Annotated in this window: 13 protein-coding genes and 1 pseudogene; 11 read left to right on the top strand and 3 right to left on the bottom strand. The window is 71.7% G+C overall.

The genetic code is table 11. The features are described from left to right. The first annotated feature begins 76 nt into the window (after window positions 1–76). Window positions 77–1,051 (top strand): pyridoxal-phosphate dependent enzyme, encoded by a 975-nt coding sequence (locus tag AC07CM_RS22270; protein ID WP_478878163.1) that lies wholly within the window; start codon window positions 77–79, stop codon window positions 1,049–1,051. 79 nt (window positions 1,052–1,130) lie between these two features. Here the strand turns inward: AC07CM_RS22270 and AC07CM_RS22265 are convergent, their stop codons facing one another. Continuing rightward, complete coding sequence (locus AC07CM_RS22265) at window positions 1,131–1,490, bottom strand: cupin domain-containing protein (RefSeq protein WP_478878162.1); 360 nt, start codon at window positions 1,488–1,490, stop codon at window positions 1,131–1,133. Between the two features lie 395 nt (window positions 1,491–1,885). Here AC07CM_RS22265 and AC07CM_RS22260 point away from each other — a divergent pair, with 395 nt between their 5' ends. Both AC07CM_RS22260 and AC07CM_RS22255 read left to right on the top strand, forming a co-directional pair. Beyond that, window positions 1,886–3,760 (top strand): glycoside hydrolase family 47 protein, encoded by a 1,875-nt coding sequence (locus AC07CM_RS22260; RefSeq protein ID WP_478878161.1) that lies wholly within the window; start codon window positions 1,886–1,888, stop codon window positions 3,758–3,760. Between the two features lie 65 nt (window positions 3,761–3,825). Then, window positions 3,826–4,005, top strand: coding sequence for a hypothetical protein (locus AC07CM_RS22255; protein ID WP_478878160.1), 180 nt, complete (start codon window positions 3,826–3,828; stop codon window positions 4,003–4,005). Between the two features lie 9 nt (window positions 4,006–4,014). Here AC07CM_RS22255 and AC07CM_RS22250 read toward each other — a convergent pair whose 3' ends face one another. Further along, window positions 4,015–4,920, bottom strand: a complete 906-nt coding sequence (locus AC07CM_RS22250; protein ID WP_478878159.1) for a LysR family transcriptional regulator — start codon at window positions 4,918–4,920, stop codon at window positions 4,015–4,017. A gap of 139 nt (window positions 4,921–5,059) precedes the next feature. Here AC07CM_RS22250 and AC07CM_RS22245 point away from each other — a divergent pair, with 139 nt between their 5' ends. From AC07CM_RS22245 to AC07CM_RS22220, 6 genes and pseudogenes are all read left to right on the top strand, one after another. Continuing rightward, complete coding sequence (locus tag AC07CM_RS22245) at window positions 5,060–5,755, top strand: type 1 glutamine amidotransferase domain-containing protein (RefSeq protein WP_478878158.1); 696 nt, start codon at window positions 5,060–5,062, stop codon at window positions 5,753–5,755. A 199-nt stretch (window positions 5,756–5,954) separates the two neighbouring features. After that, window positions 5,955–6,443, top strand: coding sequence for a hypothetical protein (locus tag AC07CM_RS22240; protein WP_478878157.1), 489 nt, complete (start codon window positions 5,955–5,957; stop codon window positions 6,441–6,443). Between the two features lie 241 nt (window positions 6,444–6,684). After that, complete coding sequence (locus AC07CM_RS22235) at window positions 6,685–7,188, top strand: RNA polymerase sigma factor (RefSeq protein ID WP_478878311.1); 504 nt, start codon at window positions 6,685–6,687, stop codon at window positions 7,186–7,188. Further along, window positions 7,185–7,526: a hypothetical protein gene (locus AC07CM_RS22230; RefSeq protein ID WP_478878156.1), complete on the top strand. Its 342-nt coding sequence runs from the start codon at window positions 7,185–7,187 to the stop codon at window positions 7,524–7,526. The genes AC07CM_RS22235 and AC07CM_RS22230 overlap by 4 nt, the downstream gene beginning before the upstream one ends. A 90-nt stretch (window positions 7,527–7,616) precedes the next feature. Beyond that, a complete protein-coding gene (locus tag AC07CM_RS22225) occupies window positions 7,617–8,582 on the top strand; it encodes a pirin family protein (protein ID WP_478878155.1) in 966 nt (321 codons plus the stop codon). A 1,093-nt stretch (window positions 8,583–9,675) separates the two neighbouring features. Continuing rightward, window positions 9,676–9,840 (top strand): annotated as a pseudogene (locus tag AC07CM_RS22220) (response regulator transcription factor); the annotation flags it as partial. Window positions 9,841–10,310: 470 nt separating this feature from the next. Here the strand turns inward: AC07CM_RS22220 and AC07CM_RS22215 are convergent. Further along, on the bottom strand, window positions 10,311–13,070 hold the full coding sequence (locus tag AC07CM_RS22215) for a helix-turn-helix transcriptional regulator (RefSeq protein WP_478878154.1): 2,760 nt from the start codon (window positions 13,068–13,070) through the stop codon (window positions 10,311–10,313). Window positions 13,071–13,793: 723 nt separating this feature from the next. Here AC07CM_RS22215 and AC07CM_RS22210 point away from each other — a divergent pair. Together AC07CM_RS22210 and AC07CM_RS22205 are read left to right on the top strand one after the other, a co-directional pair. After that, a complete protein-coding gene (locus AC07CM_RS22210) occupies window positions 13,794–14,762 on the top strand; it encodes a GlxA family transcriptional regulator (RefSeq protein WP_478878153.1) in 969 nt (322 codons plus the stop codon). Between the two features lie 402 nt (window positions 14,763–15,164). Next, on the top strand, window positions 15,165–18,080 hold the full coding sequence (locus AC07CM_RS22205; protein WP_478878152.1) for an AfsR/SARP family transcriptional regulator: 2,916 nt from the start codon (window positions 15,165–15,167) through the stop codon (window positions 18,078–18,080). Window positions 18,081–18,327: the final 247 nt, after the last annotated feature.

Raw genomic sequence — 18,327 nt, 5'->3', positions numbered from 1 at the left:
GCGGCCGGGCATGGTCGACTGGGCACCGACCGGCCGCCCCGCGCCCGTCATCCGCCCGCACCCGAGGACGTACGACATGAGCCACCCGCCCGTCCAGCTCGCCGCCTTCCCCACGCCGGTCGAACCGGCGCCCCGGCTCGCCGCCGCGGTGGGCCTCGGCCCGGAGGACCTGTGGATCAAGCGGGACGACCTGACCGGCGTGGGAGGCGGCGGCAACAAGGTCCGCAAGCTGGAGTGGACGGTCGGCGCGGCGCTGGCCGAGGGCGCGGACACCCTCGTGACCACGGGTGCCCCGCAGAGCAACCACGCCCGGCTGACGGCCGCCGCGGCCGCCCGGCTGGGTCTGTCCGCCGTCCTCGTGCTGCGCGGCTCACCGGGCGGGTCGCGTTCGGGGAACCTCGCCCTGGACGGCCTGTTGGGGGCGCGGCTGGTCTGGGCGGGCGACGTGGACCGGGCCGGACTGGACGTGGCGGCGGACGGGGTGTGCGCGCGGCTGCGGGAGTCGGGCGCCCGTCCGGCCCTGATCCCGTTCGGCGGCTCCAGCGCGCTGGGCGCGCGCGGCTATGTGCGGTGCGCGGACGAACTGCGCGAGCAGGTGCCGGACCTGCGGACGGCGGTGGTCGCGCTCGGTTCGGGCGGCACCATGGCCGGGCTGGTCGCCGCGCTCGGCACGGAGGCGGTGCTCGGCGTCGACGTGGGCGCGCTGGCCGATCCGGCCGCCGCGGTCGAGGAGTTCGCGGCCCCGCACACCACCGGGAAGGTCACCGCGGACCGGCTGCGGGTGCGCCGGGACCAGGTGGGCGACGGCTACGCGACACTGACCGGTGCGGCGGCCGAGGCCCTGCGGCTGGCCGCCCGCACCGAAGGGATCGTCCTCGACCCCCTCTACACCAGCCGGGCGCTGGCCGGTCTGATCGCCGCCGTCCGCGACGGTGACGTACGGCGGGGCGAGAAGACCGTGTTCGTGCACACCGGCGGGCTGCCCGGCCTGTTCGGGCACGCGGAGGCCGTCGCGTACGCCGAGGAGGGCGCCGTCACCCTCGACGGCTGACGACCTCGGCCGCCCGGACACACCACCGGGCCGCACGGTGTGCGACCCGGTGGCACGCGGAGACGGACGGCTCGCCGCGCTACGGCTTCCTGGCGTACTCCTTCGCCATGATGCCGGCGAAGTCGTACACCACGACCTGCTCGTCGCCCACCACCCACGCGTCGTGGCCGGGCGGGCACACGAAGACGTCGCCGGGGCCGACCTCGCCCTCGCCGCCGTCGTCCATGCGCAGGTGCATCCGCCCCTGCACCACAAAGCCGTTGTGGTGGACCATGCAGCTCGCGGTGCCCGCGATCGGTGCCACGGACTCCGACCATCGCCAGCCCGGTTCGAACGTGCCCACCGCGAAGTCGAGCCCGGTCAGGTGAAGGGCTTCGAGGTGGCCGCGGGGGAAGTCGCGCCGTTCGTCCGGCTTGTCGACCGTCTTCACTTCCAGCATGACGGTGTCCTCCCTTCCGGCCGCTCACCGCGGCCGGGGTCGGCCTCCGTCCCCCGGCGGCCTCGGACGGCACCGGCGCTGCGGCGGTGACCGTACCCCACGCGTCCATCCTCGGCCCAGCCCCCCGGTGCCGCCATTCGGGTGAACCCTGGCCGGCCACGGGCGCGCCGTGAGCTCCGCGGGTTCCGCTGATGGTATTGACATGCCCATGCTCGCTCTGCAGACTCTGCCACCTGCGCGACCCCGCACCGTCGGCCGACCCGCGTCCGCACGCCAACAGCCGCCGCCGTGACGCCCGTTCGCCCCCACGCTCCGAACGCACCGCACCGTGAGCCACCCACCCGTCGAGACAACGTTGTCGACACGCCCCGGACGGAGGCCCCCTTCTCATGGCCATGGCGACACCCCCCACTCCCGGCTCCCCGGCCGGCCTCGCGAGCACCCGGCTCACCAGACGCGCCCTGCTGCGCACCGCCGTCGGGGCGGCCGGCGCCCTCTGCGCGCTCGGCGGACCCGGTGCCGCACGGGCGGCCGCCGCGCCGGGGCCGGCGGACCCCGCGCTCGCCGAGGACGTGCGCCAGGAGTTCCTCACCGCGTGGACCGCCTACCGGCGGCTGACCTGGGGCCGCGACGAACTGCGCCCGGTCAGCGGCACCGGCTCGGAGTTCTTCATCAACGGAGTGCCCCTGGGGCTGACGATCGTGGAGTCGCTGGACACCCTGTTCCTGATGGAGCTGGACGGCGAACTGGACGCCGCCGTCGCCTGGATCAACGGCAACCTGGACTTCGACCGCGACGCGAGCGTCCACGTCTTCGAGACGATCATCCGGCTGGTCGGCGGGCTCCTCTCCGGATACCACTGCACCGGCGACAGCGTCCTGCTGACGAAGGCGCGCGACCTCGCCGACCGGCTGCTGCCCGCCTTCACCTCGTCACCGACCGGGGCCCCGTACCGGTACGTCAACCTGCGCACGGGGGCGGTCAGCGGCAACCAGGTGCCGCTCGCCGAGATCGGCAGCAACATCACCGAACTGGGCTGGCTGTCCCAGCTGACCGGCGACCACAGGTACTTCGACGCCGCGAAGAAGGCCCTCAAGGCACCGTACGACCGGCGCTCGGCGCTGAACCTCGTCGGCACGACGCTGAACGTGGAGACCGGCGCCTGGACCGACACCACCGCGCGGGTCGACCCGCCCGTGGACTCCTACTTCGAGTACCTGTGGGACGCCTACCAGTTCTTCGGCGACACCGAGATCCGCGGCTGGTACCGCACCCTGACCACGGCCGTCCTGCAGCGCCTCGGGGAGACCTACGACGGGCGGCTGTGGTTCCGGTCCGCCGACATGAACAGCGGGACGGTGACCGGTCGCGGCCAGTCCGAACTGTCCGCCTTCTACGCGGGGTTGCTCGGGCAGGGCGGCAACATGAGCGAGGGCGAGTCGTACCACTCCTCGTGGGCGGCTGCGCTGGGACGGTTCAAACTGCCGCCGGAGACGATCGACTACACGACGCTCGCGGCCACCAGCACCCAGTACCAACTGCGTCCCGAGTACGCGGACTCGGCGCTGTTCCTGTGGCTGCTGACCGGCAAGGAGGTCTACCGGGACCGCGCCGGGTGGCTCTGGAACGCGCAGAAGACCCACTGCAAGGTCGCGAACGGCTACACGGTCGTGTCGGACATGACGACGACGCCCACCACCAAGGGCGATCTGACGCCGGGCTACTGGTTCTCGGAGAACATGAAGTACTTCTACCTGCTGTGGTCGGGCTCGCCGCGCTTCGACTACACCACCAACTACCTCACCACCGAGGGCAATGTGCTGCGCGGCGCGCAGCGGGTCGCGGCACCCTCGCCGAGCGGCACCTTCCGGCTGCTCAACCGCGCGACGGGGAGGGCGATGGACGTGAGCGGCGCCTCGACCGCGGACGGCGCCGCGGTGATCGCCTGGACCCCCAACACCGGCGCCAACCAGCGCTGGATCACCACGACTTCGGGTGGCCGCTCCAAGCTGACCTGCCTCCACAGCGGCAAGGTGCTGGAGGTGCCGCGCTCCTCCACCACCGACGGCACCGCCCTGAACCAGTGGACGCACAACGGCACCGACACCCAGCAGTGGACCCTCCAGCCCGCCGGCGACGGCTACCAACGGCTCGTCAACCGCAACAGCGGCAAGGCCCTGGACGTCGACGGCACCGCCAACGGCGCGGCGGTGGTGCAGCGTACGGTGAGCGACGCGGTCTCCCAGCAGTGGCGGCTGGAGGGGGCTTGAAGGCTCCCCCGCCTGAAGGCGGGGGAGACGTACCGAGCCGGTCCCGCGGTGACTACGCTGGCACGGTGACAGCCACGAGCCCGGTGTCGATCGCGACGGACGACACCACCGATCCGCCGCTACGACCGCTCCCCGAGCGTGTCGCCGCACTGCTGGCCGGAGTTGACGCCCCGCCCCGGCTGGCGGCCCACCTCGGAGCGGTGCACGACGTGGCGGAGCGGCTTGGACCGGCCCCCCGGCCCTGACCGCGGGGCCTACCAGGCCCGTGCCGCCGTCAGCAGGGCTTCGCGGACGCGGGCCACGTCGGGGTTGTCCGAGGCGCCGGGACGCTGGACCAGGAAACCCGTGTTGATCGGCGGGTCCTCCGGCTCCAGCAGCGCCACGAGAGCACCGGACTCCAGCGGGTCCTCGCACAGGTAGCGGGGCAGCACTCCGAAGCCCGCGCCCGCGACCACCGTCGCCAGCACCCCGCGCAGGTCGGGCAGGGTGACGGCGGCGGTGCGGGTCAGGCGCCGGCCGAAGACGTGCCGCCAGTAGCGGCGGGCGATGGGCAGGTCCTCGGCGTAGGTGATCAGGGGCACGGAGTGCAGGGCCGCCGGTCCCTCGACGGGCAGCCGGCCGGTCAGCCGTTCGGCCCAGACGGGGGCGGCGACCAGGACGAACTCCTCGTCGGCGAGCGGCACGGCGTGGAGCGCGCGGCCGCGCGGGCGGGCGGTGGCGATCACCAGGTCGTGGCGGCCCGCGCGGAGTTCCTCCAGCAGCGGATCGGTCAGTCCGGTGGCCACCCGCAGCCGTACGCCCTCGACGACGAGCGGAGTCAGGGCGGGCACCACCTTCGTGCACAGGAACTCGGCGGGCCCTGCGAGGTGGACGGGCTCCGGGCGCGCGCCCTCCAGGGGATCGGGACCGGCGACGACGGCCAGCTCGTCCAGGGGCACCGCGATCCGTGCGGCCAGTTCGTCGGCCACCGGCGTCGGGGCGACCCCGCGCGGCAGCCGTTCGAACAGCTCCCGGCCGCTGAGCCGTTCCAGCGTGCGCATCTGCGTCGTCACCGTCGGCTGCGACAGGCCCAGCAGGCGGGCGGCGCCGGTGAAGGAGCCGGAGCGGTAGACCGCGAGGAAGGTGCGCAGGAGGTTCAGGTCGAGGGAAGGGGTGTCCACAAGGCCGAGTATTCACCGGACCGCCGCCCCCGCGACCCATAGGAGATCCAATGTCTGCCATACGTGACTGCATTGGTTCCCTATGGGTGGAGTCGCCTACGTTCTCCTCACAAGCGCAAGTTCCGGGAGAAGAAGACCCATGTCGAAGATCCTTTTCGTACTGACCGGTGCCGACCACTGGACGCTCGCCGACGGCACCCCGCACCCCACCGGCTTCTGGGCCGAGGAGGCCGTGGTCCCCTACCGCGCCTTCAAGGCCGCCGGTCATGAGGTCGTCGTGGCCACGCCGGGTGGCGTGCTGCCCCCGGTCGACCGGGCGAGCCTCGCAGCGGAGGTCAACGGCGGCCAGGAGCGGGCCGACGAGATCGCCCGCGCCCTGGAGGAGATGACCGAGCTGCGGGAGCCGGTGAAGCTCGCGGAGGTCGACGTCGGCGACTTCGCCGCGGTGTTCTACCCCGGCGGGCACGGCCCCATGGAGGACCTGGCCGTGGACGCCGACTCGGGACGGCTGCTGGTCGCGGCCGTCGACTCGGGCAAGCCGCTGGCGGTGGTCTGCCACGGTCCGGCCGCGCTGCTCGCTGCGGTGCGGGCCGACGGTTCGAACGCGTTCGCCGGGCGCCGGGTGGCCGCCTTCACCAACGAGGAGGAGACGCAGGGCGGGCTCGCCGGCCGGGCCAGGTGGCTGCTCCAGGACCGGCTGACCGAGGCGGGCGTCGACGTGCGCGTGGCCGGGCCGTGGGCACCGCACGTGATCGTCGACCGCAACCTGGTCACCGGCCAGAACCCGGCCTCCTCGGCGCCGGTGGCCGAGGAACTGCTGAAGCAGCTGGGCTGACCGGGCGGCACCGCCGGGCGGCGGCCGGTCACACGTGCGGGACATCGACCGGCCGTCGCCAGTGAGGTCGCCCGGGGTCGGACGCCCGTGCGGAAAACTGGTCGGCCGCCGCCCGCAACCTCGCCCGGGGCCGGACGTCTGTCGGGGTGGAGGCCCCCTACTTTCGACCGATGTCCGACCCGAGCGACCGAAGGAACCCATGTCCGCACACCGTGTCCCCCGTCCTCGCCGCATCCGCGGGCTGCGCGCCGTCCTGGGGGTCTCCGCCGTCGGCGCGGCCCTGGCCGTCGGCGGCACCGTGACCGCCCAGGCGGTCCAGAGCGACACACACCCCGCGTCCCGGCCCGGCGCCACCAGCACGCCGTCACCGGTGCCGTCCCCGGTCCGCACGGCGAGCCCGAAGCCGGTGCCGTCGCCCTCCCGCCGGGCCACCCCCGCGCCGGCGCCCACGCACCCGGGCGGTCCCGCACCCCTGCCCTCTCCCACGCACCCGGGCACGCCGAAGCCCGTGCCCGGGACGCCCGAGCCCGTGCCGGCCACGCCCTCACCGGTCCCGTCCACCGAGGGCCGGGCCCCGGCCGGCCCGGCGCCCGCACCGGCACGGCACCACGGCCACCGGGCGGCGTCGCCGAGCCCGGTCCCCGCGACCGGGTACGCCACGCCTTCGCCGGTTCCGCAGCACCACTGAGGCATGCTGGTGTGCGGGGAGCCGTCCGGCGCGGCTCCCCGCACTGCCGGCCGGGAGACCCATGACGACAGCGACACCACCGGCGGCCCTGCCCTGGCTCCGTCCCGGCGCCCCGGAGTCCGCCCCGCCCTGACGCACGTTGGGCCGTGCCCTGCGGACCCGCGTCCTCGCGCGCCTGCACGCCGGCACGACGGCCGACCCGGCACCGTCCGGCCCCGGCGAAGGTGCCGGCGCACAGGCACTGCACGTACCCGAACCCCCCGCCGGAATCGAGGAGTTGTACCACCACCGCCGGCTGTCCCTGGTGCGTCTGGCGCTGCTGCTGGTCGACGACCTGCCCACGGCCGAGGACGTCGTACAGGACGCCTTCACGGCGCTGTTCCGCCGCCACGGCCACCGGCTCGGCTCGCTGGACGACCCCGAGGCGTACCTGCGCACCAGCGTCGTCAACGCGGCCCGCTCGGTGCTGCGGCGGCGCAGGACCGTACGGGCGCACACCCCCGAACCCGAGCGGCACGCACCCCCGCCGGAGGAGGACGTGCTGCTCCACGAGGAGCACCGAGAGGTGCTCGCGGCCCTGCGGACGCTGACCCCGCGTCAGCGCGAGGTGCTGGTGCTGCGCTACTGGTCGCATCTGACCGAGGCCCAGATAGCGGCGACGCTCGGGCTGTCCCGGGGCACCGTCAAGTCCACGGCCAGCCGGGCCCTGGACGCCCTGGGCCGACGTCTGGAGGGCCGGCGATGAACGAGTCCGCTGCCGGGACGGTGCCGACACCGGTCGAGGAGCGGCTGCGGGCCGCGCTGGCCGCGCGTGCGCGGTCCGTCGGCCCGGCCGACCTGCGGCCCCTGCGCCCGCCGACCGGGGCCGTCCACTCCCGCCTGGTACTGGTACGCCGATGCGCGATGGGCCTGCTCGCCCTCGCCGCGGTGGTCGCCCTGGTGTTCCTCACCGTTCGCGGCGGCCCCGCCCGCCCCGCCGAGCCGGCCCACCCGCCGCGGCCGACGAGCGGCACTCCGTCACCGGTGCCCGGCCCCGTCCGCCCGTCCACGGCCGAGCCGTCCCCGAGTTCTCCGGTGCCCTGACGGCCAACCGGGCTGGGCTTCGTTCCCCTTCGGCACCACGCCCGGCCACACGCTCGGCACGGGAGACGGCCTGCCGCTAAGTTGGGCTGCATGAGCAACCTTGACCGCGCGCCCGTGCCGAGTGTGTGCGGCGGCCGCGGATTCGTCGTCGCCGAACCCGTCCGCGAGTTGCTGAGCCCCCGCCATGTGAAGCTCGGCGAGTCGACCGAGGTGCGCCGACTGCTGCCGAACCTCGGCCGGCGCATGATCGGCGCCTGGGCCTTCGTCGACCACTACGGCCCCGACGACATCGCCGACGAGCCCGGCATGCAGGTCCCGCCGCATCCGCACATCGGGTTGCAGACGGTCAGCTGGCTGCACGAGGGAGAGGTGCTGCACCGCGACTCCACCGGCAGCCTGCAGACGATCGGTCCCAGGCAGCTGGGCCTGATGACCTCGGGCCGGGCGATCAGCCACTCCGAGGAGAGCCCCCGGCCGCACGCCCGCTTCCTGCACGGTGCCCAGCTGTGGGTCGCGCTGCCCGACGAGCACCGTCACACCGACCCCGGGTTCGAGTACCACTCCGACCTGCCCACGGTCGCCGCACCGGGCCTCACCGCGACCGTGATCCTCGGCGACCTCGACGGATCATCCTCGCCCGGTACGACGTTCACCCCGATCGTCGGCGCGGACCTCGCGCTCGCCCGGGGCGCCGACGTCCGCCTGCCCCTCGAACCGGACTTCGAGTACGGCGTCCTGGCCATGTCCGGCGAGGTGCACGTGGACGGGGTGCCGGTGCTGCCGGGTTCTATGCTCTATCTCGGCTGCGGCCGCACCGAACTGCCGCTGCGCGCCGAGTCGGACGCCGGGATCATGCTGCTGGGCGGCGAGCCGTTCGCCGAGGAGCTGATCATGTGGTGGAACTTCGTCGGGCGTACGCAGGACGATATCAAACAGGCCCAGGAGGACTGGATGAGCGGGTCGAGATTTGGGGAAGTGAAGGGGTACGACGGGGATCCGTTGCCAGCGCCAGAGCTGCCGCCTGTGCCGCTGAAGGCGCGGGGTCGAGTTCGCTGAGCTGGTATTTTCTAGCCCGGCACACACATAGCCGAGCGAGGAGAAGCACACACCGCCCGGTTCACCCAGATCGCGTGAGCAATTCACCTTCACGCTACTCGTTCCACTCCACCTCGAAGTGCAAGTTTCGCCAGCCGTAGTCAGCTTCGGTCGGACTGATGCTGACCCAATGCTGACTCTACTGACAGGCAGTCAGTTCTCTGGGGGGGCTCCGCCCGCACTTCCTGTGTCCCTCCCACCACCGCGTCCTCGAGCTCGCGCCGTGAGTCGCCGACGGATCGCCCTTCCTCGGCGGGCGCTGAAGCACACCCTCTTCGGAACCATGCTGACCGCAGCCCCTGGTTATCGGGTCTCCACAAACGCAGCGCGTAACGCGTCCTGGCGGCCTGGCACTGGGCAACACCCGCGTCTCCGTCGCAGTCGGTGCCGACATCGTGTGCTGCGTCCGCCCCCAGCCCGGGCACCAGATGCCGCCTCGCCCACTCCGATGCGCCCCCAGCCTGGCGTGAGCCAGCCGCAGACCATGTCATGGAGCCACGAGACTCGGCACTGGGCGGGTGGAAGTAGGGTCTGCTGCGGCATCACCGTGTCCGGAAAGGCCGCACGAGCGGGCAGGTCACGTCCCGCCTGCCAAGCATCCTCCTGCGCCGAATCTTGCCCGTGAGGCAGCTTCACGGGCACGGCATGTGGATCTGCCGGGCGAAGGGACGGTGGGCGACTCTGCTCACCGACAAGCTCTACTCGTCGTCGGTTCTGGCCACGCCGCACGCACCTCTGTCCTCTACACCGCCCGCGTCGAACTCAAGCCGCTCGTCTTCGGCGGCGAGATCTTCGCGGGCGGTGCGCTCACTACGACAACCGAGGTCGAGAACTTCCGTGGCTTGTCCAAAGGCATCGGAAGGCCCGGACCTGATGACAACATGCGGACGCAGGCCGAGAAGTTCGGCGCAGAGATGGTCGACTACGACATCGTCAGGCTCGACCCATCGGGGACATCAGGACCGTCACTGACACCGCCGGCACCGTGCACCGCGCAAAGACGACGATCGTGGCCACCGTCCCCGGCTACCGCGAGCTCGGCCTGCCGGACGAGGAAGAACTCGCCGCGGACGCCATCGGCCGCCGGCTCGGTATCTCGGTCCGCACTGTGCACGAGCACGTCGAGAACATCTACCGCAAGCTGGGCGCCCACGACCGCCTGGGCGCCGTGCTGCGGGCCCAGCGCGTCGATCAGGTGCCGTCGCCCGGCCCGTCCTGAGCGTGGGCTCGCCCTGCGCAATGCCTTCCGCGCCGAGCGGACGCTCGTCGTCGCTGGGCGTCACTCGCCCCTGTCACCCAATTCACTGGTCGCGGTGTTCCGGATGGAATCGCGCAGCAGGGGGAGCCACGACCCCGTGGACCGGGGCAAGTACGGCTCGAAGATCCACTTGGTTACTGAGCGGACCCGTCTGCCGCCGTCCGCACCCCGGCTCATATCGCGGAGAACCTCGCCGCCGCGCGCGTCGAGCTGCATCCGGACACCTTGGCCCGGATCGACGCGGCACTGAGCCGCTTCACCCCCCAGGGCACCGGCGACCTGCTCGGGCCGTGGCTCCCATGCCTATGGCGCCCCCGCCGCCAACACTCCAGCAGCCTCAGCCGTGAGCGGTCCCCCTTGGCACCTCCGATTCCGGAAACCCGTCCTCCGCTGCGAAGGTCCGTGCTCGCCCTACGTGTCCCTGCCGCTTGTCAGGACGCCGTACGCCGTGTGCCGCCGGTCAGGGCCGTGCTCAGGGCGCTGCGCCGTCGGATGCCCAACTTGCGGTAGCTGTGCGTCAGATGGGTCTCCACGGTGCGGCGGGCCAGATGCAGCAAATCCGCGATCTCCGCGTTGGTGTGCCCCTCCGCGGCCAGTTCGGCGATCCGGCGCTCGCTGTCGGTGAGCGAGGCGGCACCGATGCGTGTCGTCGGACGGCGGGCGCCGCTCGCACGCAGCGCCTCCTCCGCCAGGTCCCGCAGCCGTACTGCGCCCAGGCGTTCGGCGAGCCCGGCCGCCTCCCGCAGGATGCCTCGAGCGCGCGAGGACTCGCCCGAGACGGTCAACTGGCGGCCCACGGCCAGCAGCGCTGCCACGAGCTCCGGGACGGCCGGGCCGACGCGCAGCAGCCGTACGGCCTCCTCAGCCAGGTCCAGGCCCTGGCGTCCACCGGTCGCGGTGCCGAGGACACGCAGGGCCCGGCCCACCGTGCGGGGTGTGTTCCACACCCGAGCCAGGCGCAGCTCCTCCTCCGCCAGGGCGAGCGCCTCTCGCGGCACCCCCAGGGCCAGATGGCACTCGGCGGCGGCAGTGCGCCAGGGGGTGACGACCGGGCTGAACACCTCCCGGGCCGACTGGCGGCGGCCGCACTCCAGGAAGTCGTGCAGGGCTCCCGCCAGGTCACCGTTCGCGGCGCGCAGTCGCCCGCGCGCGTACAGGAACCGGTTCAGCTCCCAGGACTCCGGCGCCGTCCGCAGGTCGAAGGCTTCGGCAAGACGTTCGGCGTCGGTGACACGGCCCGTCTCCACGAGTGCCGTCAACGCGTGGGCATGGGCGTTCCTCGGCGTCGCGGTAGCGGGCAGCGGGTCGGCCAGAAGGCGCGTGAAGTCGCCTCGTGCCGCGATGATGTCCAAACGGGTGTCGAGGAGCGCCTCCTGCATGGGGTGCAGGACGTCGGGGCGCTGCCCGGCCAGGCCGCGCTCCACCAGCCGTTCGGCTTCGTCGAGTTCGTCGGCCCACTGGGCGACCGCGGCGGCCGACCCCAGCAGGTAAGGCTCGGACAGCGGGTCGGCCGGCTCCGCCAGCAGACCCCGCAGGCGCAGCATCGCGTCCTTCGCCGAGCTCAGACCCGCCATGACCGCGTATTTGACCAGGAACGCGTGACCGGCCGGGCTGATCGACTCCGGCGAGCGTTCGGCAGTCTCCACCAGCCGTTTGTACGCCTCCTGCCGCACCAGCAGTTCCTTGTCGGACAGTTGCAGAAACGCCTGCCGCAGGATGCGTATCAGGTCTGGTCGGTCGGCGAGCGCGTCGTACAGCGAGCGCAGCACCTCGACGCCCGCACGGGTCCTGCCACGGCCGGTCAGCGCCGTCCCGAGAGCGACTGCGGCGCGCACTCGTTCCTGTGGCGGCCCCGGCAGCCGCAGCGCCTCGGTGAGCCTCAGGATCGCGGCCGAGGGGCCGGGTACCGCGTACTCCAGTGACCCCAGTTCGGTCAGCAGGCGTTGTCTGCCCTCATCGGAGAGAGGTTCGTCCAGAGCGCGGCGCAGGAAGGCCACCGCGTCCTCGATCTGCCCCTCACGCAATGCCAGCGACGCGGCCTCCTGGAACACCGGCAGCACCCAGGGCGCGTCCACCGCGTCGGTGAGCAGCAGTTGACGGGCGACGATCTCGCTCGCGACACCACGGTGCAGCATCGACTCGGCGGTTGTCCGGTGCGCGGCGCGCCGCCGGGCCGCGGGCACGCCGGTGAGTATCGCGTCCCTCAGCAGCGGATGGGTGTAGCGGGCGCGGCCCATGCCATCGAGGCGAAGCAGGCCGAGGCCGGTCATCGCGGTAATCCAGCCCGAGACCCGGGTCGGGTCGGCGCCGGTGAGTTCGGAGAGGAACGAGGGGATGTGGAGGACCGGGAACCCCGTGCTGGGGGCGGGGCCGTGGTCCCAGCCCTCGTCCAGGATCGCCAGTGTCCGTGCCACCTCCGCGGTACCTGGCCCGGCGCAGTCCAGCCACCATTGGACGGCCGCCGAGAATGCTCCGGGGTACAGCGCGGCCGAGGTGTCCGGCACGACCGGGTGAGTGCCGTCGGAGAGGTCGTCCAGCAGGGCGCGCAGCAGCAGGGGGTTGCCCGCCCCGGCCCGTGCACAGTCCTCGATCCAGGAGTCGTCCGCGTCGGGGAAAGCCGAACGGACCTCTGCCACAGCCGAACTGTGGGACAGCGGGGCCAGGGTGTGAGTGGTGACCAGGGCAGGAGAGAGACCGTGGGCTAGGCTCTGTGCGGGCGGGTCGACGTCGTACTGGCTGCGCTCGGTGACCGCCAGAATGATCGGCAGACGGTCCATGAGCCGGGCGGACTCCACCAGCCAGCGGCGGGACGCCGCGTCAGCCAGGTGTACATCGTCCACTGTGATCAGCAGCGGCGACCGCTCGGCGTGCGAGCGCAGCACCTTCCGCAGCCCGGCGCCGGTCCTGCGTTCATCGCCGTCCCTTGCGGGATCGGGTAACTCGGCACCGAAGCAGAAGAGTTGAAGGATCGTGGCGAAGGGGAACGCGGAGTCGCCGGCGGAGCAACGGGCACGCATCACCTGCATACCACGGGCGGCGGCGTCCTCGGCGGCGGCCTCCAGAACGGTGGTGCGGCCCGTGCCGGTGGCACCGCGCAGCAGGACCAGACGACCGGTGCCCGCACGAGCGCGCTCGGCCGCGGCGGCCAGCAGCCGTGCCGCTTCCCGTGGTGCACATGCCGTTCGGGACATCCCTGCCTCCTTGTGTGGACGTGAGCGTCCTCATGGACGAGGACGGCGTACGCCCGGCATTGGTGGCGTGACCTGCGCCGTGAGAAGAACCACCATGATCGCGCACTGATGCAACGGAACCGGAATGTCGCATCCGCCATCACGTTCCCAGTGTCGTGGATCTGGCCTGCCGATCTCGTGGTCTGTGTCGTGGTGCTCCACGATTGCGCTGGTCACGAGGGTCGCAAGAAGGTGAACAGGCGCCACCCGCCTCTGACCCCACAGAAGTAGCGGGTTCGCAGACAGGGAGACAGGGTGCTCAACTCAATCCGGATGACACACGCCGGTACGGCACACGGCACGGCCGTGCCGCGGGCTCGGGTTCCCGTGACGGGGCACGCCCGAGTGGTGAAAGCGCGTCAGCCGAGATGCCGGACAAATGTGTCGTACCTCCAGGCGGCGTGGACGACGCAGGCTGACGACGAACTGCGGGAACCGGAGGCGCAGACACAGGCGCTGGGCGATGCCCCTGACCGCATAGCGGTGACCCGTGCAGGACAGCGATGCGCTGTCCACGACATGCCCCTCCCGCCGGGACCGGCCGGCGCCTGTCCCGGAGCGGCGCACCCGCCCCGCCGCCGGCAGCCGTACCCGCCGAAGGCGAAACCTGGAACCGGCCACATGGCGGAGATCATCAGCTTTGTGTCCTTGCCGCCAAACGGCAGAGCGGACAAGGATGATCGGATGACACAACGGCGCGTCGTCTTCCTTGTCTTTCCGCAGTTTCAGGTGCTCGACCTGGCGGGACCGCATGAGGTGTTCGCGCAGACGGAACGGTGGGTGCCCGAGGGTGAGGGCTACGCCGTCGAGATCGTCGCGGGCCGGGCCGGAACGGTGCGCGCCTGTAACGGAATCGACGTCGCGGCCGCCAGCGGCGTCCAGCAGTGCGAGGGTCCGCTGGACACGCTCGTGGTCGTCGGCGGACCGGGCGATCGGGAGGCGGCGGACGACGAAGAGCTCGTCGGCTGGCTCAGGGACGCGGCCGGCCGGGCCCGGCGGGTCGCCTCCGTGTGTACGGGCGCGTTCCTGCTCGCGCGGGCCGGGCTGCTCGACGGGCGGCGCGCGGTGACGCACTGGGCGGCCTGCGAAAGGCTGGCCCGGGAGCACCCGGACGTCACGGTCACCCCGGACCAGATCTTCGTACACGACGGGCCGGTGTGGACCTCGGCCGGCATCACGGCGGGGATGGACCTGGCGCTCGCCATGGCCGAGGAGGACCACGGGCCCGAGGTCTCCCGAGCCGTGGCGCGCATGCTGGTGATGTTCGTCCAACGTGCGGGCGGTCAAGCACAGTTCAGCACCCAGCTCGCCGCGCAGCGGCCCACGCGCAAGCCGCTGCGGGACGTGCAGGCGTGGGTCGCCGACCACCTCGCCGACGATCTGACCGTCCGCATGCTCGCCGATCGGGCCGGTATGAGCGAGCGCAACTTCACCCGGGTCTTCCGCGCCGAGACCGGACTCACCCCGGCCGCCTATGTGGAGACCGTACGCATCGAGGCCGCCCGGGCTCTTCTGGAGACGACGGACACCACCATCGACGCGATCGCCCGGCTCTGCGGCTTCGGCTTCGCCGAGACCCTGCACCGCCGCTTCAAGCACACCCTGGGCGTCACACCGGGGCAGTACCGCCACCACTTCTCCAGAACAGGGTGAAGAAGCGCCCGCGCCTGGCCGTCGTAGTGACAAGCCCGAGTACAACCGGCGCGTCTCCTTGGACGCCTTCAGGCATCGCGGGTTGGCGAGAATCGTCCCAGTCGATCGCCGCCCCGGACACCGCCCTGGTCGTGTGACGGCACATCCACGGCAGGCACCGGCACGAGACAACAGCACCTGGAGCGCACGTTCCGAATCAGCGACGCGGCACACCACGGCCCCGGTGCCGTTCAGCCGCGCACACCGCACCCTTTCTCCCGTCATCCACGTGCTCGGTCGAGCCCTCGAAGGTGCTCGGCGACGCAGCCGACGGATACGCCTGAGCAGCCAGGCCGGTACGAGTTCCGTCCCACTTGGAAGCCGGACGCACCGCCTGGCTGATACCACAGAAGCAGGATATGTATGGCACTCTCGTCAGATAACAACAGCACCGTCGGGGCGGCAGCTCCCTTCCGTGTGCTCGGTCCGATCGAGGTGAGCGGCGAGCGGGGGATCGTGCCCGTGGCTCCGGGGCGTCAGGAGATCGTCCTCGGGGCGCTGGTGCTCGAACTGAACCGGGTGGTGGAAACGACCCGTCTGGTCGACTTCATCTGGGATCACGGTCCGCCGAAGACCGCACGGGCCCAGGTGCAGATCTGCATCTCCCGGCTCCGGAAGGCACTTGCGGAAGGAGGAGTCGACGCCACCATCGAGACCCGCCCTCGCGGATACGTACTGAGGGCGCCGGAGGACGCGACCGACATCGGCGATTTCCGTCGCCTGGTGGCAGAGGCGCATGCCCTGGCCCGTGACGGTCTGAAGGTGCCCGCGGTGGAAAAGCTTCGCTCGGCAACAGGCCTGTGGCGGGGGCGGTGCCTGGCCGGTGTACCCAGCGAGGTCCTGGCCGGCACGGCGGCGCAGTGGGACGAGAGGCGCCTGGAGGCGGTGGAAACCTGCATGGGGCTGTTGCTGGAACTCGGTCGCCACGAGCACCTGGTCGGCGAACTGATGCAGCTTGTCGCCTGCCATCCGTTGCGTGAGCGGCTGCGGAGTCACCTCATGGTGGCGTTGTACCGTTCGGGCCGGCAGGCGGAGGCGCTGGACGTCTACCACCAGGGCCGCGCGATACTCACCGAGGAACTGGGCCTGGACCCGGGGCGGGAACTGCGCGACCTGGCACAGGCGATCCTGACCCACGACCCCGACCTGGCCCTGGCCGAGCCGGCCGAACCACGTCCTGTCGTGGCGACGCCGTTCTCCGAGGCGGCTCAAGAACGAAGCGCCGATCCCGACCCGGTCGTGACCCCGAGGCAACTTCCCGCAGACACCGGCGACCTGGTGGCCGACGGCCGGTTCATTTCAGCGGTCTGCGACGCCGTCACCGAGGGCCAGGACAAGGGGCAACTGAACGTGGTCCTGGTGCTCGGCGGACCTGGTGTCGGCAAAAGCACGTTGGCCAGGCATGTGGCGCACCGAGTGGCGACCGAGCACTTCCCGGACGGACAGCTCTACTGCGACCTCCGCGGGCCGAGCGGACAACCGGTCGGCCCCGCAGAGGCGTTGGGGCGCTTCCTCCGGGCGCTGGGCGTGCCGGGCCAGGCCATACCCGACGCGCTCGACGAGCGCGCGGAGATGTACCGAAGTCTGCTGGCCGGTCGCCGGACCCTGGTGCTGCTGGACGACGCGGTGAGCGAGTCGCAGGTGATGCCGCTGCTGCCCGGAACCAGCAGCAGCGGCGTGCTGGTCACCAGTCGCGGCCAGCTCACGGCGTTGCCGGGCACACGCCGATTCGGCGTGGAACCGCTGAGCTCGGAACAGGCCGTCCAGTTCCTGGGGCGGATCATCGGAGAACACCGGGTGGAGAGCGAACCGGAGGCGGCGCGGGTCCTCGTACATCTGGTGGGCGGGCTACCCCTCGCTCTGCGGATCATCGGCGCGCGCCTGGCCGCGCGCCCGCACTGGTCGCTGGCCTCCATGGGACACCGGCTGGAGAACGAGCACCGCCGGCTGGACGAGCTGGCGCACGGCGAACTGTCGATCCGGGCAAGTCTTTCGCTCAGCTACGACGGCCTGGCGGCGGCCGACCGCCGCCTGTTGTGTCTGCTCAGCCTGGCCGAGGGGACCGAGATCCCGAGCTGGCTGGGTGCCGCCCTCGTCGACGACCGCACGCCGCACTCCACCGACCTGCTGGAACCCCTCATCGATATGCGGCTCCTCGACATCACCGCCATGGATCAGGGCGGGGAGTTCCGATGCGGACTGTCGCAGATCGTCAGGATGTTCGCGCACGAACGGCTGCCCGCAGAGATTTCCGAGGCGGATCGCGCCGGAGCGGTGCGGCGCATGGTCGGTGGCTGGATGGCGCTCGCGGAGAGGGCGCACAGAGAGGTCTACGGCGGTACGTACACCATCGTGGCGGGCCGGGGCGAGCGATGGCATCCGTCGCAAAGCCATGTCCAGCGGTGCGTGCGCGACCCGCTCGGGTGGCTGGAGAGCGAGCAGACCAACCTGTTGAACGCGGTCGAGCTGGCGGCAAGGTCGGGCCTGGACGAATTCTGCTGGGAGCTGGCCACAACCCTGGTGACACTCTTCGAGGCCCGCGGCTATCCCGAACTCTGGGAGCGCACCCATCAGGTGGCGCTGACCGCGGTGCAAGAGGCGGGCAACGAACGGGGCCGGGCGGCGGTACTCGGCTCGCTCGGGACCCTGCACCTGTACCGGGGCGAACACGAGGCTGCGGGCCCCTACCTCAGCACCGCTCTGGAGATCTTCAAGCGGATCGGTGAGGTACGCGGTCAGGCGCTGTGCCTGCGTGACCTGGCGCGCATCGAGCGACACCGTGGAGACGACGATCGGGCACTGGCCCTCTACACGAGCGCCGAGCGCGGCTTCCTGCGGGCGCGGGACGTGATCGGACGGGCGTACGTGCTCGGCGAGATGGCACACATCACGATGCGGCGAGCGGACTTCACGCGAACCCGTTCCCATCTCGACGAAGCCCTCGGCATCTGCCGGTCGGCCGGCTTCGTCCGGGGACAGGCCCTCGTACTGCGGCGGCTGGGCCAGATGCTGACGTACCAGCAACGCTACGAGACCGCGGAACAAACCCTGCTCGAGGTCCTCGCCATGGTGAGGGCGAGCGGCGACCTGGTCGGCGAGGGGTATGTGCTGCACGACCTCGGCCGAGTCAATGCCTACCTGCACCGAAGGGAACAGGCCGTCCAGTACTACTCGCGATCGGCCAAGATCCGGGAGCGGATCCTGGACCACAGCGGGGCCGCCGCCGTGCGGTCCGACATCGTTGCCATCCTGGGCAGGCCCATGACGTCTGTCGGCTGACACCAGGAGGCAGACAGGTCCGTCACGTCCACGGCGTGTTGAGGGCGGGTGTCTCATCGGCCGGCGACTTCCTGATGGCCATCTCGGTTCTCCTTCCTCCGCGACCCCTTCGGCAGTCCGTCCGGGCGTCACTGACACCAGCGTGAACCAGGTGCCCATCGCGGCCGCATGACCGCGCTATCACCGCCCTATCCCGGCCCTGTCCGTGCCGTGGATGCGCCGTGATGCCGTGCCGATAGGGCGACAC

It is taken from the genome of Streptomyces sp. NPDC044061 (assembly GCF_056434305.1).
This window is presented reverse-complemented; position numbering and strand designations above follow the sequence as displayed.

Bases quoted from the DNA above. Each gene is read 5' to 3' on its own strand.
- AC07CM_RS22270 (WP_478878163.1), top strand. From the start codon at position 77: ATGAGCCACCCGCCCGTCCAGCTCGCCGCCTTCCCCACGCCGGTCGAA.
- AC07CM_RS22265 (WP_478878162.1), bottom strand. From the start codon at position 1,490: ATGCTGGAAGTGAAGACGGTCGACAAGCCGGACGAACGGCGCGACTTC.
- AC07CM_RS22260 (WP_478878161.1), top strand. From the start codon at position 1,886: ATGGCGACACCCCCCACTCCCGGCTCCCCGGCCGGCCTCGCGAGCACC.
- AC07CM_RS22245 (WP_478878158.1), top strand. From the start codon at position 5,060: ATGTCGAAGATCCTTTTCGTACTGACCGGTGCCGACCACTGGACGCTC.
- AC07CM_RS22240 (WP_478878157.1), top strand. From the start codon at position 5,955: ATGTCCGCACACCGTGTCCCCCGTCCTCGCCGCATCCGCGGGCTGCGC.
- AC07CM_RS22230 (WP_478878156.1), top strand. From the start codon at position 7,185: ATGAACGAGTCCGCTGCCGGGACGGTGCCGACACCGGTCGAGGAGCGG.
- AC07CM_RS22225 (WP_478878155.1), top strand. From the start codon at position 7,617: ATGAGCAACCTTGACCGCGCGCCCGTGCCGAGTGTGTGCGGCGGCCGC.
- AC07CM_RS22215 (WP_478878154.1), bottom strand. From the start codon at position 13,070: ATGTCCCGAACGGCATGTGCACCACGGGAAGCGGCACGGCTGCTGGCC.
- AC07CM_RS22210 (WP_478878153.1), top strand. From the start codon at position 13,794: ATGACACAACGGCGCGTCGTCTTCCTTGTCTTTCCGCAGTTTCAGGTG.
- AC07CM_RS22205 (WP_478878152.1), top strand. From the start codon at position 15,165: ATGGCACTCTCGTCAGATAACAACAGCACCGTCGGGGCGGCAGCTCCC.